Origin of the sequence: Paenimyroides aestuarii (genome assembly GCF_024628805.1) — a bacterium.
Taxonomy (GTDB): Bacteria; Bacteroidota; Bacteroidia; order Flavobacteriales; family Flavobacteriaceae; genus Flavobacterium; species Flavobacterium aestuarii_A.
Genome location: NZ_CP102382.1, coordinates 2393707 through 2408174 on the forward strand (window position 1 = coordinate 2393707; position 14468 = coordinate 2408174).

Genomic DNA, 14468 nt, shown 5'->3' on the forward strand with positions numbered 1-14468 from the left:
TTTTGTTGACCAAAAGGTATAAAAAAAGTAGTAAGGTTTTCTTACTACTTTCTTAAAATTTTGATTGATTTAATTTTTTAAAGAAGAATTTGCGTTTTTCACACTCACCTTTAATTGGTCTTCATCCTTCATTTTATCCATCACTAAAACATCATTTTCGTGAATGTTTCCATTGATGATTTCTTCAGCCAATAAATCTTCCACATACTTTTGGATGGCACGTTTTAACGGACGCGCTCCATATTGTTTGTCGAAACCTTTTTCTGCGATAAAATCCAAGGCATCTTGCGTTAATTCTAACTGATAACCTAAAGACATCACACGCAAATATAATTTCTCAATTTCGATATTGATGATTTTATGGATATGCTCTTTTTCTAAAGCGTTGAACACCACCACATCGTCAATTCTATTCAAAAATTCGGGTGCAAATGCTTTTTTCAAGGCATTTTCAATCACCGATTTTGATAAATCTTCTTGTTGGTCTTGTTTGGATTTAGTTCCAAAACCAACGCCTGTTCCAAAATCTTTTAACTGGCGTGCACCCACATTCGAGGTCATGATGATAATGGTATTTCTAAAATCGATCTTTCTACCCAAACTGTCCGTTAAGTGTCCATCGTCTAAAACCTGCAGCAACATATTAAACACATCTGGGTGGGCTTTTTCCACTTCATCTAACAATACCACTGCATAAGGTTTTCTGCGCACCTTTTCGGTTAACTGACCACCTTCTTCGTACCCAACGTATCCCGGAGGTGCACCTACTAAACGCGAAATGGCAAATTTTTCCATATACTCGCTCATATCGATACGGATTAATGCATCTTCAGAATCGAATATTTCTTTAGCAATTACTTTTGCCAATTGTGTTTTACCAACACCTGTTTGCCCAAGGAAAATAAACGAACCAATTGGTTTGTTAGGATCTTTTAATCCTGCGCGATTTCTTTGGATTGATTTGGCAATTTTTGCAACTGCTTCGTCTTGACCAATAACTTTTCCTTTAATCGCATCGGGTAATTTTGCCAATTTTTTACTTTCGGCCTGTGCAATTTTGTTAACAGGAATACCAGTCATCATCGAAACTACATCGGCTACATGGTCTTCGGTAACAGTAATTTTATTGTTTTTAGAATCTTCTTCCCAACGTTCTTGTGCAACGGCTAAATCTTTTTCAATACGTTTTTCGTCATCGCGCAAAGCTGCAGCTTCTTCGTATTTTTGACGTTTCACAGCATCGGTTTTTTTATCGCGCACTTCTTCTAAGTCTTTTTCCAGACTTAAAATTTCATCGGGAACCTCAATATTGGTAATATGTACCCGCGATCCTGCTTCGTCCAATGCATCAATAGCTTTGTCTGGTAAAAAACGATCGCTCATATATCTACTTGTTAATTTCACACAAGCTTCAATAGCTTCGGGTGTGTAAATTACATTGTGATGATCTTCATATTTAGGTTTGATATTGTTCAGAATAGTAACTGTTTCTTCTTCTGTTGTAGGTTCCACAATTACTTTTTGAAAACGACGTTCCAAAGCGCCGTCTTTTTCAATATATTGGCGGTATTCATCTAAGGTGGTTGCACCTACACATTGAATTTCTCCACGCGCCAAAGCAGGTTTAAACATATTCGATGCATCTAATGAACCTGTTGCACCGCCGGCACCAACAATGGTATGAATTTCATCGATAAAAAGAATAATATCATCGTTCTTTTCCAATTCATTCATTACGGCTTTCATACGCTCTTCAAACTGTCCGCGGTATTTTGTACCTGCAACCAAGCTTGCTAAATCTAAAGTTACCACACGTTTGTTAAACAAAATACGCGATACTTTCTTTTGCGTGATGCGCAGCGCCAAACCTTCTGCAATAGCCGATTTACCCACACCTGGTTCTCCGATTAAAAGCGGATTGTTCTTTTTGCGGCGCGATAAAATTTGCGAAACACGCTCTATTTCTTTCTCGCGACCTACAACCGGATCTAGTTTACCAAGTTCAGCCATTTCTGTTAAATCACGACCAAAATTGTCTAAAACCGGAGTTTTAGATTTTTTGCCTGACTTGTTTTGGGCAGATGGATTATTAAAACCGTCTGACATACTGTCACCTCTTTCTTCATCGTCGAAAGCGCTGTTTCGTGGTTGTTCATTCATAGATTCTGAATTAGATAATAAACCTACAAATTCTTCCTTAGCACTGTCGTAATCTACTTTACAGCGGTTTAACAGAATAGTGGATGGATCTTCGGTATTTCGAAGGATCGACATAAGAATATGTCCTGTGTTGATCACATCGGTTTTGTATAATTTTTTTTCCAAAAACGCTCTTTTCAAGGCATTTTCAGCTTGTTTTGTTAAGTGAATATTCTTTTTTTCTGTGTTGATGATTTTATTAGGGTTCTCAGGAATCAACGCTTCAAAGCGATTTCTAAGAAATTCTAAATCAATTGATAAGTTTTGTAATATCGTGATTGCTTCGCCTTGGCTTTCGCGCAAAATACCAAGCATGATATGCTCTGTACCAATATAATCGTGCCCTAAACGTAAAGCTTCATCTCTACTAAAGGTAATTACTTCCTTTACTCTTGGTGAAAAATTGTCGTCCATTTTTAAATATTTAGGGTTTTTTTAATTAACATATCAAATTTCGTACCGTTACAATTTATATGTCAGTTTGTTTTATTTGACTATAACTAATATATGAAACTATTTTGTATTTTCCTACAATTGTTAAAAGAAAAAAGACAGCTTAGTAGCTATCTTCATTTATAGAGTTAATGATTGATGGTTCAACTGCTGCTTCGGATGCAACCTCTGTTGCAGCTTCGTCATAGCCTTCCTCATAATATTCCTCGGGTTCGTTCATTGATCTGATATCGTCTTCGGTATATTGATAATGTATATTGAATTTCTTTGATTTTTTGTCATATACAATTGCTTCTTTTCTATAATCGGTTTTCACAATTAATCCACCACAAGAAGCAGGTGTCAATTTTGCTTCGTTTTCATAAATTTTTGAACCTACTTTAAAGGAATTAATAATTGGCAAATCACCGGTATATTTTTTTATAAACAAACCTTCACCTTTATGATTGAAAATGACCAACATGCTGCTTGTGTAATCGTTGTTTTCAAACAAAACTGCTAAATCGTCTTCATCATTGTCATCATCGGTAAAATCGCCAAACGCATAAACCGATTTTGCCCGATCTGGAATTTTAGTTAAAAAGTAAGTGCCGTCTAAATAACCGTTATATTCCATAAAGTCATAGATAAATTGCTTATAATGATCTGGAATTTGATCATATTCGGCCACAGAAAATATTTGTTCGTAGGCTGGGGTAGCGGTTTCAACGGGCAATTCTTCCTCATTTTTTGTTGTTGTTTTCCAAAAAATTCCTGCTGAAATAAGAAGCAGTGCTACAATGCCTAAAATGATATAGAGCCCTTTTTTAGATTTTTTTGGCGGCACGGAACCGTACCTTTCTTGTAAATTTTCATTGCTTGTTTCCATTTTTTTCTTTCTAAATTTTATCAAAAATAAAAAATGATTTGATACGAGTGCTATTTTTTTAGAGCAAAAAAAATAAGCCCGATACAACTATCGGACTTATCTGTATATTTAATTTAAAGAATCAATTAATTATGATAATGCTTCTTTAACGCGATCTGATGCTTCTTGGAATTCAATAGCCGATAAAATTGGCATACCAGACTCATCAATAATTTGTTTAGCTAAATCTGCGTTTGTTCCTTGTAAACGTACAATAATTGGCACTTTAATATCGTCGCCCATGTTTTTGTATGCATCAACAATACCTTGAGCCACACGGTCGCAACGAACAATTCCACCAAAAATATTGATTAAGATTGCTTTTACGTTTGGATCTTTTAAAATGATACGGAAAGCAATTTCTACACGTTTAGCATCTGCAGTTCCACCTACGTCTAAGAAGTTTGCTGGTTCAAAACCTGCATACTTAATTAAATCCATTGTAGCCATTGCCAAACCAGCACCGTTTACCATACAACCTACGGTTCCATCTAAATCTACATAGTTTAAACCTGCTTCTTTAGCTTCCACTTCAATTGGGCGTTCTTCTGTAGTATCGCGCATTTCCGCATAATCTGCATGGCGGTATAAAGCGTTATCGTCTAAAGTAACTTTTGCATCAACAGCAATGATTTTGTCATCTGAAGATTTTAAAACGGGGTTAATTTCAAACATTGAAGCGTCGCAACCTACATAAGCTTTGTACAATGCATCAACAAATTTCACCATTTCTTTAAATGCACCACCTGATAAACCTAAGTTGAATGCAATTTTACGTGCTTGGAATGATTGTAAACCAACAGCTGGATCAATTTCTTCAGTAAAGATTAAATGAGGTGTTTTTTCTGCTACTTCTTCAATATCCATACCTCCTTCGGTAGAATACATAATCATGTTTTTACCAGTACCTCTGTTCAATAAAACAGACATATAGAATTCGGAAGTTTCGCTATCGCCCGGGTAGTAAACATCTTCAGCAATCAATACTTTGTTTACTCTTTTACCTGTTGGAGGTGTTTGTGGAGTAATTAAATCCATGCCAATGATTTGACCTGCAATTTCTTTTACTTGGTCTAAGTTTTTTGCTAACTTAACACCACCACCTTTTCCACGGCCACCAGCATGAATTTGTGCTTTAATAACATGCCAACCTGTACCTGTTTCTTCTGTTAACTGTTTTGCTACTGTTACTGCTTCTTCAGCTGTGTTAGCTACATGGCCGCGTTGAACACGTACACCGTAACTAGAAAGTATCTGTTTACCTTGAAATTCGTGTAAATTCATTAATTATACGTTTTTTAGAGTTACAAAAATATAAAACTTGTTTTACATTGCCTAAAAAAAATGAAATATTGTTGTTTTTAGGCTAAAACTTTGGTTTTTATAGAGCCAAATCGGTTGGATCGGCTGATTTGTTGTTTGCAATAGTTTGTTTTTCGCTGTCGTCTTGTTTAAAACCAATTTTGTTGATTGGAGCTTTTTTAGCTTGAAACGATTCTAAATCGGCTTCTAATTCTAATATACGATGCGGAAAATCTTGTCCTAAATTTTGTTTTACTTCAATCAGAAAAATTGCGCAACGTTTGATATAATCGGTTGTTAATTTAGCTTTGGCTTCGTTGAATGATGCCATGAGTACTTTATCGCTCAATTCAATATTTTTAGTTTCATCTTTGCGGTGCAAGGCATACAAACGCTTTTTTAGTGACTGAGTGAAATCAATAATCATGGTATTTGAAAACAATTTCATTTGGTTTGCCAATGGCTCCCAAAACGATTTGCACAAAGCATTGTGTTTTCTAAGAATGGCCAATAAAGGCGATTCGTCTATTAAATTTTGGGTGAGGTGGTAAATAATCAGTTGGGCGCGCTCGTCTGCATTGGGTGGAAAAATGGGTATTTGCATATCAAACCTTCCGGGTGCCAAAACCTCATCATTAAATAAATTTAAAATTTCTGCCGAGCCCACAATCAGCAACTCTTGATGGATGTTTTTCTGAGAATGACGCAAAATAGAGTTGATTAATTCCATATTTTCAGAAAAAACACTTTGTTCGCCATTTTTGGTAAGCAACTCGTCTAACGAATCGATAAAAAGCATGGTTTTGGGTTGCTGTAATTTAGCATTTAAAAAGTGGGTAAGCGAATTTTTATTGGTTTTTAAATTTCCTGCTAAATAATCTTTGTACACATGCACAAATTCATAACCAATCATTTGTGCTATTTGTTGTGCCCAAAAGATTTTACCACTGCCCGGCGGACCATAAAGCACCATTCCTGCAGGTTTTGAAATACCCCACGTTTTTGATTGATCTTTGTTCATAAACGGATCCATCATATCGCTTAGGTAAAAGTATAAATCGGTGTATCCTACCAATCGTTTGGCTGCATAATTCTGGGTTTCCGGAAATGCTTCGTCTATAAACGGGTATTTTCCACCTATATATATATGTATTAAAAAACTAGAGATATGCGTTTTTATGTTTTTTGCCAATTCTTCGGGAATGCCGTTTGATACAAAGAATTGCAATACCAATTGTTCATCAACACCAATGGTTTTTGCTATTTCGGGTAATGTTTTTTCCTTAGAATGATCTTCGGCATATTTCTTCAGAAAATCGATGTTTTTTAAAGTAAATTGTTTGAATTTTTCGGTAACATTGAATTGTTCATCAATACAAAAACTTAAATCTATATTGAAATCGTAAATAAAGTTTTGAAGGCTTTCTAACGATATTTCTAATTCGTTGGATAAATCTTTTAGTTTCATTTTCATCTATTTTGATTAGCAAGATACTAACTGATGTTAAAATTTTAAATGAATTTATATTTGTTTTAACTATTTTTTGGTGTTAGAATCGCATCCATTTTTTGAAGAATATCTTCGTGCGACTCTTTATTGGTGTTCACAAAGGTGCTTTTGTTGCCATACGGTGCATATACTTCTGTTCTCGTTACCGAAAACAAGCCTATTGTGGGGGTTAATGCCGCACTGCTTAAATGCATCATGCCTGAATCGGCTGCAACAACCAATTCGCAATTTGCCATTACCGATGCAATTTCACGGATATCTTTACTGTAAAATGTGGGCAGTTTTCCTTCTAATTGTGAAATATTTTCTACAGGTAAAATCTCTATTAAATGATATTCTGCTGCATATTTTGGATAGAATTTTTCATAAAAAGCGTTCCACCATTCCACCGAATAGCATTTAGCGCCTGTTGCAAATGTAAAAAAAGCAATGGTTTTTTTATCTCCACTTTTTGTTACATCGTTTATTTTTAATCTACCTTGGGCAAGTTCATCGGCAGATAATTTTATATCTAAAACAGGAACAGCGCCGCTTAAAGGTTTTTGGTGAAGAATTTCTAAAAATCTACGGAAATTATAAACAGGATATTTGGCAATATGCGCTATATCGTTATAAACACTTTTCAACTCTTCAAAATCATCGCCATAAAATTTAAAGTTTGCCGACGGAATGATGGTTGAAATTCTGCCTGATGACGAACCTTTTTCCACATTTATGACCAAATCATATGTGTTGCGTTTTAGTGAAAACCAAACTTTTAAATATTCCGAAAAATCTTTTAAAGGTTTTTTGGGAAGTTCAATAATGTTTTGAATCTGTGGATAATTTTGAAAAATAATGGGCGTTATTTTTCCTTTTACAAATAAATCGATGGTGCAGTTTGGAAAAGTATTGCAAATTTCCTGCACCAAAGGCGTAATTAAAAGCATGTTGCCCAACCGATGATTGGGCCGACTAATTAACACACGCTGCACTTGGAAATTGTTTGCTTTTTTTTGCATTTCGCCGATCGATTTTTTCCCAATGTTTTGGGTTAAAGCGTGCATTAGCTTTTTGCGAACCACATTGGCTTTCGATTTTAAGCTCATTTTATAGCAGTATAGATTAGGTTTATTCTTTATTTTTTGGGTTGAATTCGTTTTCGCGATGAGTGGTGTATAAATAAATATTGGTCATAAAAAACCAGATAAAACCAAATAAAAACCACTTAAGAATATCGGCAGTGCGAACAATTGCTTTGTTATAATCTTGTAATAATTTTAAAATCTGACCATCTGTTTTAATATCGTTAACGGTTTCAGGATAGCCAAAAGTTTCTAATATTGGGGTAGAAGGTACGCACAACCATAAAACCACCGAATAAATACCGAAGAGTATTAATGATAATTTCATTTTGCTAAATGCATCCACATTTTTGCTTCTAAACCGAACAAAATATGCAGTGAGATACATTAAAAATAAAAAAGCTACTACATATATTATAGGTATTTCTTTTAGCATAGTTACAAATTTATAAGTTATACTTTTTTTGCAATTTATTAAAAACCAATTGATCAACCGGCAATGTAAACGGATTATTTCCATCAATTGCAACCCATTCTATCTGCTGAATGTTTTCATCTAAGACTTGCATTTGCTCTATATTTAAAATAGTTGCAAAAAAATAAAGCGTTAACAATTGTTTGTGGTCTTTTGCTAATGAATCTACAAAATTTTCTTGGATATAAAAAGGTTCATTGACATCAATTTTCAAATTGAGCTCTTCTGCAAATTCCCGCTTCAGACAATCTACCGTTCCTTCGCACAATTCTAAACCACCGCCCGGAAGCTTAGTGACCACTACACCCGAAAAAGGTTCTTTCAATGTTAATAACTTGTTGTTTATAACACACAATGCATATACCCGAATGTTAAATCCTTTTAAATTGCCTTCCATCTTTCAAAATTATTCATATTTAATGAATTTTTTATGATTTTGCTTCTAATTTAGAGCAATTTCACAATAAATAACGGAACAAACCATCTGAAATTAGAATTATCGGTTTTAAAGACGATAATTCAGATTATCGGTTAAATAAGCGATATTTTAAAATATAGGTTAAACAAACGATATTTTTTGTACCTTTAACCTTTAATACATTCATACACATGATTGCAATTATAACAGGCGATATCGTTTCATCGCGCACTTTAGACCCCAGAATTTGGCTTCATCACCTTAGGGAAGGTTTAGAAACGCTTGCAGCATCATCCTTTCATTGGGAAATATACCGAGGCGACAGTTTTCAATTTAAAACCACCCCCGAAGATGCTTTATTACACGCCATTTTGTTAAAAACATGGGTTAAACATTTAAAGGAAATAGACGTGCGTTTAAGCATTGGAATTGGAGAACAATCGTTTGAAGGAACAAAAATTACCGAAGCAAACGGTTCTGCTTTTGAGCTTTCGGGTGAAGGTTTTGATGCATTAGACAAGAAAAATTTAACCATAAAAACACCCCATAAATCGCTAAACGACACTTTTAGGGTTATGACCGATTTATCTTTGCTTATTATGGATAAATGGTCGGATAAATCGGCCGAAATTATCTATTTAAAGCTTAAAAATCCTACTTGGAACCAAACACAAATTGCAGTACAATTGAACAAAAAACAAAGCACGATAAGCGAAGCCTTGAAACGCGGCGGTTTTGAAGAAATTGAACAATTCATAAATTATTATAAAGAAACAATGATACATTATGTGGCTACTTCTACTTAAATTTCTGGCAGCTCATTTTCTGGGCGATTTTGTTTTTCAGACCAAAAAAATGGTGCAACACAAAAAGAAAAGCATTTATTTTTTAAGCCATATCATGATACATACTGCATTGCTCATTGTTTTTTTATGGAACGATGAAATGTGGTGGGCAATAGCTTATGTGGTTGTTTTACATGCAATTACCGATTGGTTAAAATTGCAATTAAGCCATAAAATGAAATCATCGGTTTTGTTTGTATTGGATCAGCTGCTGCATTTTGTTGCGATTGCATCGGCATTGATGCTTTTTTCAACATTGCGCATTTCGCTTGATTTTTTCAATCAACCGCAATGGTGGTTGGTGTTGGTAGCAATTATTTTAGTAACCCAAGTAACCGCTATTTTTATTCGAATTATTTTATCGCCTTATCAAGAGCACAAGAAAATTAGTAATGAAGATAAACAAAATGATAAAAAAGTGTTATTCAATGCCGGAAAATACATTGGAATATTAGAGCGATTGTTTATTTTTGGCTTTGTAGTAGCCAACTTTTGGGAGGGAATAGGTTTTTTATTGGCTGCAAAATCTATATTTAGATTTGGTGATTTAAACAATGCCAAAGAACGCCATTTAACCGAGTATGTTTTAATAGGCACTTTTTTAAGCTTTGGTTGCGCCATTTTAGTAGGCTTGATTTTTAATTATGTTTTAATAAATTTAATATGAACAATATAGAAGATTTTCGCGAATACTGTTTATCGTTTAAAGGCGTTACAGAAAAATTTCCGTTCGATGAAACCACACTTGTTTTTTATGTAATGAACAAAATGTTTTGTTTGGTGGATATTGAAACCTTTGAATTTTGCAACTTAAAATGCGATCCCGACCAAGCTGAAGAACTGCGTGCAGAACACAACGGCATTAAACCCGGCTACCACATGAGCAAAAAGCATTGGAACAGCGTGTATTTTAACAGCGATGTTTCTCCCAAATTGCTACAAGAATTAGTTGTAAACTCTTACGATTTAGTGGTTAAAGGATTAACTAAAAAAGATCAAACTGTTTTGAAGGAGATGTAGTTTCTGTTTTATTTAAGAAATCTCGTTAATTAAATATGCCCCAAAGAGCGTTTAACTCGTTGGGGCATATTTAATATGTAAACTTTACGGTATCAATCAAATTAGTAATATTGTTTTAGTTTTGAAAATTTAACAAGTAAAAAGTCAATAAGTATTTGTAAACTGTTTTACATCTTTTTTAGATTAAACATATAAGCCAAACCAATTTGGAATGCATGGTTTTTAGCATTAGCCGTCGTTACAGCATTTGGTGTTTTTGGTAAATTGTCTTCGTTATAAATATTGCTCAGACCAAAATAGTAACGCGCTTCGAAACAAAAGTTTTTAAGAAAAGTATAAGAAGCTCCTGCAGTAAGACCGAAATTTGTTTTTTTGAATAATTCCATGTTTTTTTGTTCAGTAGTTTCGGTTATTTTTTCATCGGTAAAACGCATGAAAGGTTTGTCGCTAAAATGGTTGTAAAAATTACTAGTGCTTTTTTCATGATGTTTATAATAATAAATTTCTATGCTTCTTTCGCAAATTTCTGTAGATCCTCGTTAGCTCCGTAAATTACGATAATATCGTGTTGCAATAGGATAGTGGAGGGTTCGGGGATTCCTTGAACGCTTGCTACGGTTTTGCTTCGTCCAAGAAAGGTTTTTTCTTGTGTATCGCGAATTATTGTTAGTATCAACACATTGTGGTGTTCGGTGAATTTCACATCTGCTATTGTTTTTCCAATGTACTTTTGAGGCACAACAATTTCCACAATACTGAAATTTTTGTTTAATTCAAACGAATCTACAACGCCTTTTAAACATAGTTTTTTAGACCAACGCTCGGCGGTTTCTTCTTCCGGACGAACAATTTCGCTTACACCAATTGCTTGCAATACGTTTTCATGCAATGGATTAATGGAGCGGCTTATCAATCTTTTAACGCCTAAGTTTTTAAATAGCGCTGTAACCATAATGTTTGCCCCTTCATCTTCACCAATACAAACCATCACCACATCGGTGTTTTTTAGTGGTAAATGCGAAATGGAAGTTTGGTCGGTGGCGTTCATGCAAATTGTGTGCGACAGCTTATCTTTTAATAAAGAAACTCTTTCAGGTCTTGAATCAACTCCAATTACTTCGTTTCCTTGCTGTGTTAATTTTTCGGCTAAAGATCCACCAAAATTTCCTAAACCTATTATTATAAATTTCATTTTTTCTACTTTTAATTAATTAATATTTCATCAGAAGGATAATGATAATTTGCTTGCCTGCTTTTCTTGAAAAACGCAATTAAAATGGTAAGCATACTTACCCTTCCTACAAACATAGTGGTGATTAAAACCATTTTGCTTTCACTGCTTAAATTTCCTGTGATACCTAAACTAAGACCTGTGGTGCTATATGCAGAAAAGCTTTCAAAGGCAATGTCTAACAAAGGAATTTCGTTATTAAAATGTGAAATTAAGAAAATACTAAAACCTATCACAATCAATGATAAACTCATTACTGCAAATGCTCTACGAACTGAAATATCTGCGATTTCACGTCTGAAAGCTTCAATTTTGGTTTTTCCTTTTGCCAAACTAAAATAATTCAATGTGGCAATTGCAAAGGTGCTGGTTTTTATACCACCACCTGTTGAAGCTGGCGATGCTCCAATCCACATAAGAAAGATAATGATAATGATTGATGAAAAATGCAGTTCACTAAAATCTATGGAGTTGAAGCCTGCAGTCCGCGGTGTGGTAGCTGTGAACAAAGCCGTAACTACTTTTCCTATGCCTGTATGCGTATGCAATACATTGTAATATTCTTTAATGTAAATCACTGTGGTTCCCAGAACAATTAAAATTAAAGAAGTGCGCAAATTAATTTTATTGCTAAGGGTTAAAATCCATGGGCGGTAGTTGTTTCTTTTCTCTGTGAATCTTAAGATGTATCGAATGATTAAATGTTTTAAATATCTAATGGAATTGATAACAATTGGAAATCCTAATCCACCGAAAACAAAAATAAGAATGATGATGAATTGCAAGGAATAATTATAGACATACCCGGTTTCCATTAAACCATTTGCCAAGGTTGAAAAACCAGCGTTGCAGAAAGCTGAAACCGCATGAAAAATAGAAAAATAGATGCGATCGCCCAATGCAGGTAAAATGGTTTTATCTAAATTTATAAATATAAGTAATGCGCCAATGGATTCAATAAAAAAAGTAATGGCTAAAATTCGCTTTACCGTGGTAAAAACTTCGCCTATTTTTTCTGAATTGGTCATATCGCTCAAAGCCAATTGATTTTCGTAGGTTGATCCACCTTTAAAAAAATAACTGAAATAGCTGGCAAATGTCAAAATTCCCAAACCGCCAGCCTGAATTAAGAGTAAAATAAGCGTTTTTCCAAACATGGTGAAATAACTACTGGTATCAACCACGATTAATCCGGTAACACAAACGGCACTTGTAGAGGTGAATAAAGCATCGATAAAACTAATGCCGTTGGTAGTAGCTTTTGGTAACATCAACAACAAAGCTCCCGACAAAATTAGCATCATAAAGCTAATAATGAACAGCTGTGCCGGATTGAGCAAAGAGCGTTTATAGCTGATTTTTGCGCGGGTAAATTCGCGAACAAGTTTTAAAATTACTGCTAAGCGCAACCAATGTGTGGTGTCTGAAAAACCTTCTAGCGAAATTTGTTTTAGTAAGCAATACACCACAAAAAGCACGCTGAGCACATCAAAAATAAAAACCGATAAAATGATATCTTTACGGTGGTAATAATATTTTAAAACGGTGAAACTCACCCCAATCACAAGCACCAAGATATACAATACCAAAATGCTGTTCTTTGCAAACGGATACAAGCTGTAACCATAATCTAAAATAAGACTAACAAGCGCCGCTAAGTGTAAAAATACAATAAATTGCTGTATCCATTTTGCATATAAAAAATCTTTCATGGAATCGTTTTTTATTTATTTTCATCAACATCCTGTAAAAGTAAGGTGTTGGAAACATTTAATCGCTGGTTAAGCCATTTTTTTATTTTAGCGATATCGGGTTTTTTTTCTGGATTTTGTAAATGATACAAAACCACCCAATCAATTTGGGCACTATCTGTACCTGAGTATTTTTCAATTTTTCCCAACGAAACTTCTTTTAATTCAGGGAAAAGCACATTAATTTCTTTTACCAAGCCAGGTTCGTTTACTTTGTATTTATTTAATTCTTGGCGCAGGTTGTTAATGGTTACATCTTTTTCGGAAAGTGTAGCGTTTTGTTTATTTACCTCGTTTAAAATTTCAGCTTTTAAATCGGCATCATCTTGTCTAAAAATCATTTGGGTGTTGGTAAGCCCTGTTTCCTGTAGCATTTTGTTGTACAAAGCCATATCCTCTTTGCTCAACTTTTTATTTAAAAAAGCCAATTCCACTTTTTTCGGATTGCTGTTATACGACACCTTTTTATAGATAACGGTGTAGCCACGGCTGTTAAATTCCGTATTAATGAAATCGTCAATATTTTTAGTAAATTTTTTTTCTTGATACAGATTATAAGCCAAATAAAAACTTGGTATAATCATCACCATCATTAAAGTAGAAATACCGTAGCGGATTCTTTTTTCGTTTTTTGGATCGATAGCAGCCGATGCCGGATATTTTAAGTATTTAATTACAAAGAATGTAGCCAAACATATAAAAAAACAGTTGATGGTGTACAAATAGAAAGCTCCTGCAAAATAAGAGAAATTAAAAGTAGCCAAGCCATAACCAGCCGTACACAAAGGCGGCATCAAGGCGGTTGCAATGGCCACACCCGGAATTGGATTACCTTTTTCAACTCGGGTAAATGCAATTACACCTACTAATCCACCAAAAAAAGCAATTAATACATCGTAAATATTCGGAGAGGTTCGAGCCAATAGTTCTGATTGCACATCTTTAAACGGACTCAAATAAAAGTAAAAAGCCGAAACAAATAAACTTACAGCTGTGGCAATTAATAAATTTTTTATCGATTTTCTTAACAGCACAAAGTTGTATGTTCCCAATGCTAAACCTGCTCCTAAAATAGGACCCATTAAAGGCGATATAAGCATGGCACCAATCACCACTGCTGTTGAATTTACGTTTAAACCAATTGATGCAATAATGATTGCACAAGCCAAAATCCATAAATTAGAACCTCTAAAAGAAATGTTTGCAGTAACATTTTCTAAAACCTTTTCTTTATCTTCTTCACCGTAGTGCAGATTGATAAAATCTAACAGTTTATTGCTCATTAAACATTAT

General features: G+C 34.3%; 14 protein-coding genes. 3 read left to right on the forward strand and 11 right to left on the reverse strand.

Annotation, left to right across the window (positions count from 1 at the left end; genetic code table 11):
- Positions 1-69: 69 nt before the first annotated feature.
- The 7 genes from NPX36_RS11645 to NPX36_RS11675 form a co-directional block, all read right to left on the reverse strand.
- Positions 70-2613 carry an ATP-dependent Clp protease ATP-binding subunit gene (locus NPX36_RS11645; protein WP_257498881.1) on the reverse strand — a complete coding sequence of 848 codons (2544 nt, stop codon included), beginning with the start codon at positions 2611-2613 and terminating at the stop codon, positions 70-72.
- Positions 2614-2755: 142 nt separating this feature from the next.
- On the reverse strand, positions 2756-3520 hold the full coding sequence (locus NPX36_RS11650; protein WP_257498882.1) for a hypothetical protein: 765 nt from the start codon (positions 3518-3520) through the stop codon (positions 2756-2758).
- Between the two features lie 129 nt (positions 3521-3649).
- Positions 3650-4843 (reverse strand): ADP-forming succinate--CoA ligase subunit beta, encoded by a 1194-nt coding sequence (sucC, locus tag NPX36_RS11655; RefSeq protein ID WP_257498883.1) that lies wholly within the window; start codon positions 4841-4843, stop codon positions 3650-3652.
- Between the two features lie 97 nt (positions 4844-4940).
- Positions 4941-6329: an AAA family ATPase gene (locus tag NPX36_RS11660; protein WP_257498884.1), complete on the reverse strand. Its 1389-nt coding sequence runs from the start codon at positions 6327-6329 to the stop codon at positions 4941-4943.
- 65 nt (positions 6330-6394) lie between these two features.
- Positions 6395-7459 carry a glycosyltransferase family 9 protein gene (locus tag NPX36_RS11665; protein ID WP_257498885.1) on the reverse strand — a complete coding sequence of 355 codons (1065 nt, stop codon included), beginning with the start codon at positions 7457-7459 and terminating at the stop codon, positions 6395-6397.
- A 22-nt stretch (positions 7460-7481) separates the two neighbouring features.
- Positions 7482-7871 carry a hypothetical protein gene (locus NPX36_RS11670; protein WP_257498886.1) on the reverse strand — a complete coding sequence of 130 codons (390 nt, stop codon included), beginning with the start codon at positions 7869-7871 and terminating at the stop codon, positions 7482-7484.
- A gap of 10 nt (positions 7872-7881) precedes the next feature.
- Entirely contained in the window at positions 7882-8307 is a 426-nt protein-coding gene (locus NPX36_RS11675; protein ID WP_257498887.1) for an NUDIX domain-containing protein, read from the reverse strand.
- A gap of 212 nt (positions 8308-8519) precedes the next feature.
- Here NPX36_RS11675 and NPX36_RS11680 point away from each other — a divergent pair, with 212 nt between their 5' ends.
- The 3 genes from NPX36_RS11680 to NPX36_RS11690 are packed head-to-tail and all read left to right on the forward strand — an operon-like array spanning position 8520 to position 10193.
- Positions 8520-9134 carry a SatD family protein gene (locus tag NPX36_RS11680; protein WP_257498888.1) on the forward strand — a complete coding sequence of 205 codons (615 nt, stop codon included), beginning with the start codon at positions 8520-8522 and terminating at the stop codon, positions 9132-9134.
- Complete coding sequence (locus tag NPX36_RS11685) at positions 9115-9840, forward strand: DUF3307 domain-containing protein (protein WP_257498890.1); 726 nt, start codon at positions 9115-9117, stop codon at positions 9838-9840. Before NPX36_RS11680 ends, NPX36_RS11685 begins: the two co-directional genes overlap by 20 nt.
- Positions 9837-10193 (forward strand): MmcQ/YjbR family DNA-binding protein, encoded by a 357-nt coding sequence (locus tag NPX36_RS11690; protein WP_257498891.1) that lies wholly within the window; start codon positions 9837-9839, stop codon positions 10191-10193. The genes NPX36_RS11685 and NPX36_RS11690 overlap by 4 nt, the downstream gene beginning before the upstream one ends.
- Positions 10194-10360: 167 nt before the next feature.
- Here NPX36_RS11690 and NPX36_RS11695 read toward each other — a convergent pair whose 3' ends face one another.
- The 4 genes from NPX36_RS11695 to NPX36_RS11710 all read right to left on the reverse strand — a co-directional run bounded on the left by NPX36_RS11695 (position 10361) and on the right by NPX36_RS11710 (position 14458).
- Positions 10361-10627: an outer membrane beta-barrel protein gene (locus NPX36_RS11695; RefSeq protein WP_397376452.1), complete on the reverse strand. Its 267-nt coding sequence runs from the start codon at positions 10625-10627 to the stop codon at positions 10361-10363.
- 71 nt (positions 10628-10698) lie between these two features.
- On the reverse strand, positions 10699-11385 hold the full coding sequence (locus NPX36_RS11700; protein ID WP_257498892.1) for a potassium channel family protein: 687 nt from the start codon (positions 11383-11385) through the stop codon (positions 10699-10701).
- Positions 11386-11396: 11 nt separating this feature from the next.
- Positions 11397-13136, reverse strand: coding sequence for a TrkH family potassium uptake protein (locus NPX36_RS11705; protein WP_257498893.1), 1740 nt, complete (start codon positions 13134-13136; stop codon positions 11397-11399).
- 11 nt (positions 13137-13147) lie between these two features.
- Positions 13148-14458 carry a DUF389 domain-containing protein gene (locus tag NPX36_RS11710; RefSeq protein ID WP_257498894.1) on the reverse strand — a complete coding sequence of 437 codons (1311 nt, stop codon included), beginning with the start codon at positions 14456-14458 and terminating at the stop codon, positions 13148-13150.
- Positions 14459-14468 lie beyond the last annotated feature (10 nt).

Coding starts and splice junctions, on each gene's coding strand:
- NPX36_RS11650 (WP_257498882.1), bottom strand. CDS start 3,520: ATGGAAACAAGCAATGAAAATTTACAAGAAAGGTACGGTTCCGTGCCG.
- NPX36_RS11700 (WP_257498892.1), bottom strand. CDS start 11,385: ATGAAATTTATAATAATAGGTTTAGGAAATTTTGGTGGATCTTTAGCC.
- NPX36_RS11685 (WP_257498890.1), top strand. CDS start 9,115: ATGTGGCTACTTCTACTTAAATTTCTGGCAGCTCATTTTCTGGGCGAT.
- NPX36_RS11710 (WP_257498894.1), bottom strand. CDS start 14,458: ATGAGCAATAAACTGTTAGATTTTATCAATCTGCACTACGGTGAAGAA.
- NPX36_RS11675 (WP_257498887.1), bottom strand. CDS start 8,307: ATGGAAGGCAATTTAAAAGGATTTAACATTCGGGTATATGCATTGTGT.
- NPX36_RS11695 (WP_397376452.1), bottom strand. CDS start 10,627: ATGCGTTTTACCGATGAAAAAATAACCGAAACTACTGAACAAAAAAAC.
- sucC (WP_257498883.1), bottom strand. CDS start 4,843: ATGAATTTACACGAATTTCAAGGTAAACAGATACTTTCTAGTTACGGT.
- NPX36_RS11690 (WP_257498891.1), top strand. CDS start 9,837: ATGAACAATATAGAAGATTTTCGCGAATACTGTTTATCGTTTAAAGGC.
- NPX36_RS11705 (WP_257498893.1), bottom strand. CDS start 13,136: ATGAAAGATTTTTTATATGCAAAATGGATACAGCAATTTATTGTATTT.
- NPX36_RS11665 (WP_257498885.1), bottom strand. CDS start 7,459: ATGAGCTTAAAATCGAAAGCCAATGTGGTTCGCAAAAAGCTAATGCAC.
- NPX36_RS11660 (WP_257498884.1), bottom strand. CDS start 6,329: ATGAAACTAAAAGATTTATCCAACGAATTAGAAATATCGTTAGAAAGC.
- NPX36_RS11680 (WP_257498888.1), top strand. CDS start 8,520: ATGATTGCAATTATAACAGGCGATATCGTTTCATCGCGCACTTTAGAC.
- NPX36_RS11645 (WP_257498881.1), bottom strand. CDS start 2,613: ATGGACGACAATTTTTCACCAAGAGTAAAGGAAGTAATTACCTTTAGT.
- NPX36_RS11670 (WP_257498886.1), bottom strand. CDS start 7,871: ATGCTAAAAGAAATACCTATAATATATGTAGTAGCTTTTTTATTTTTA.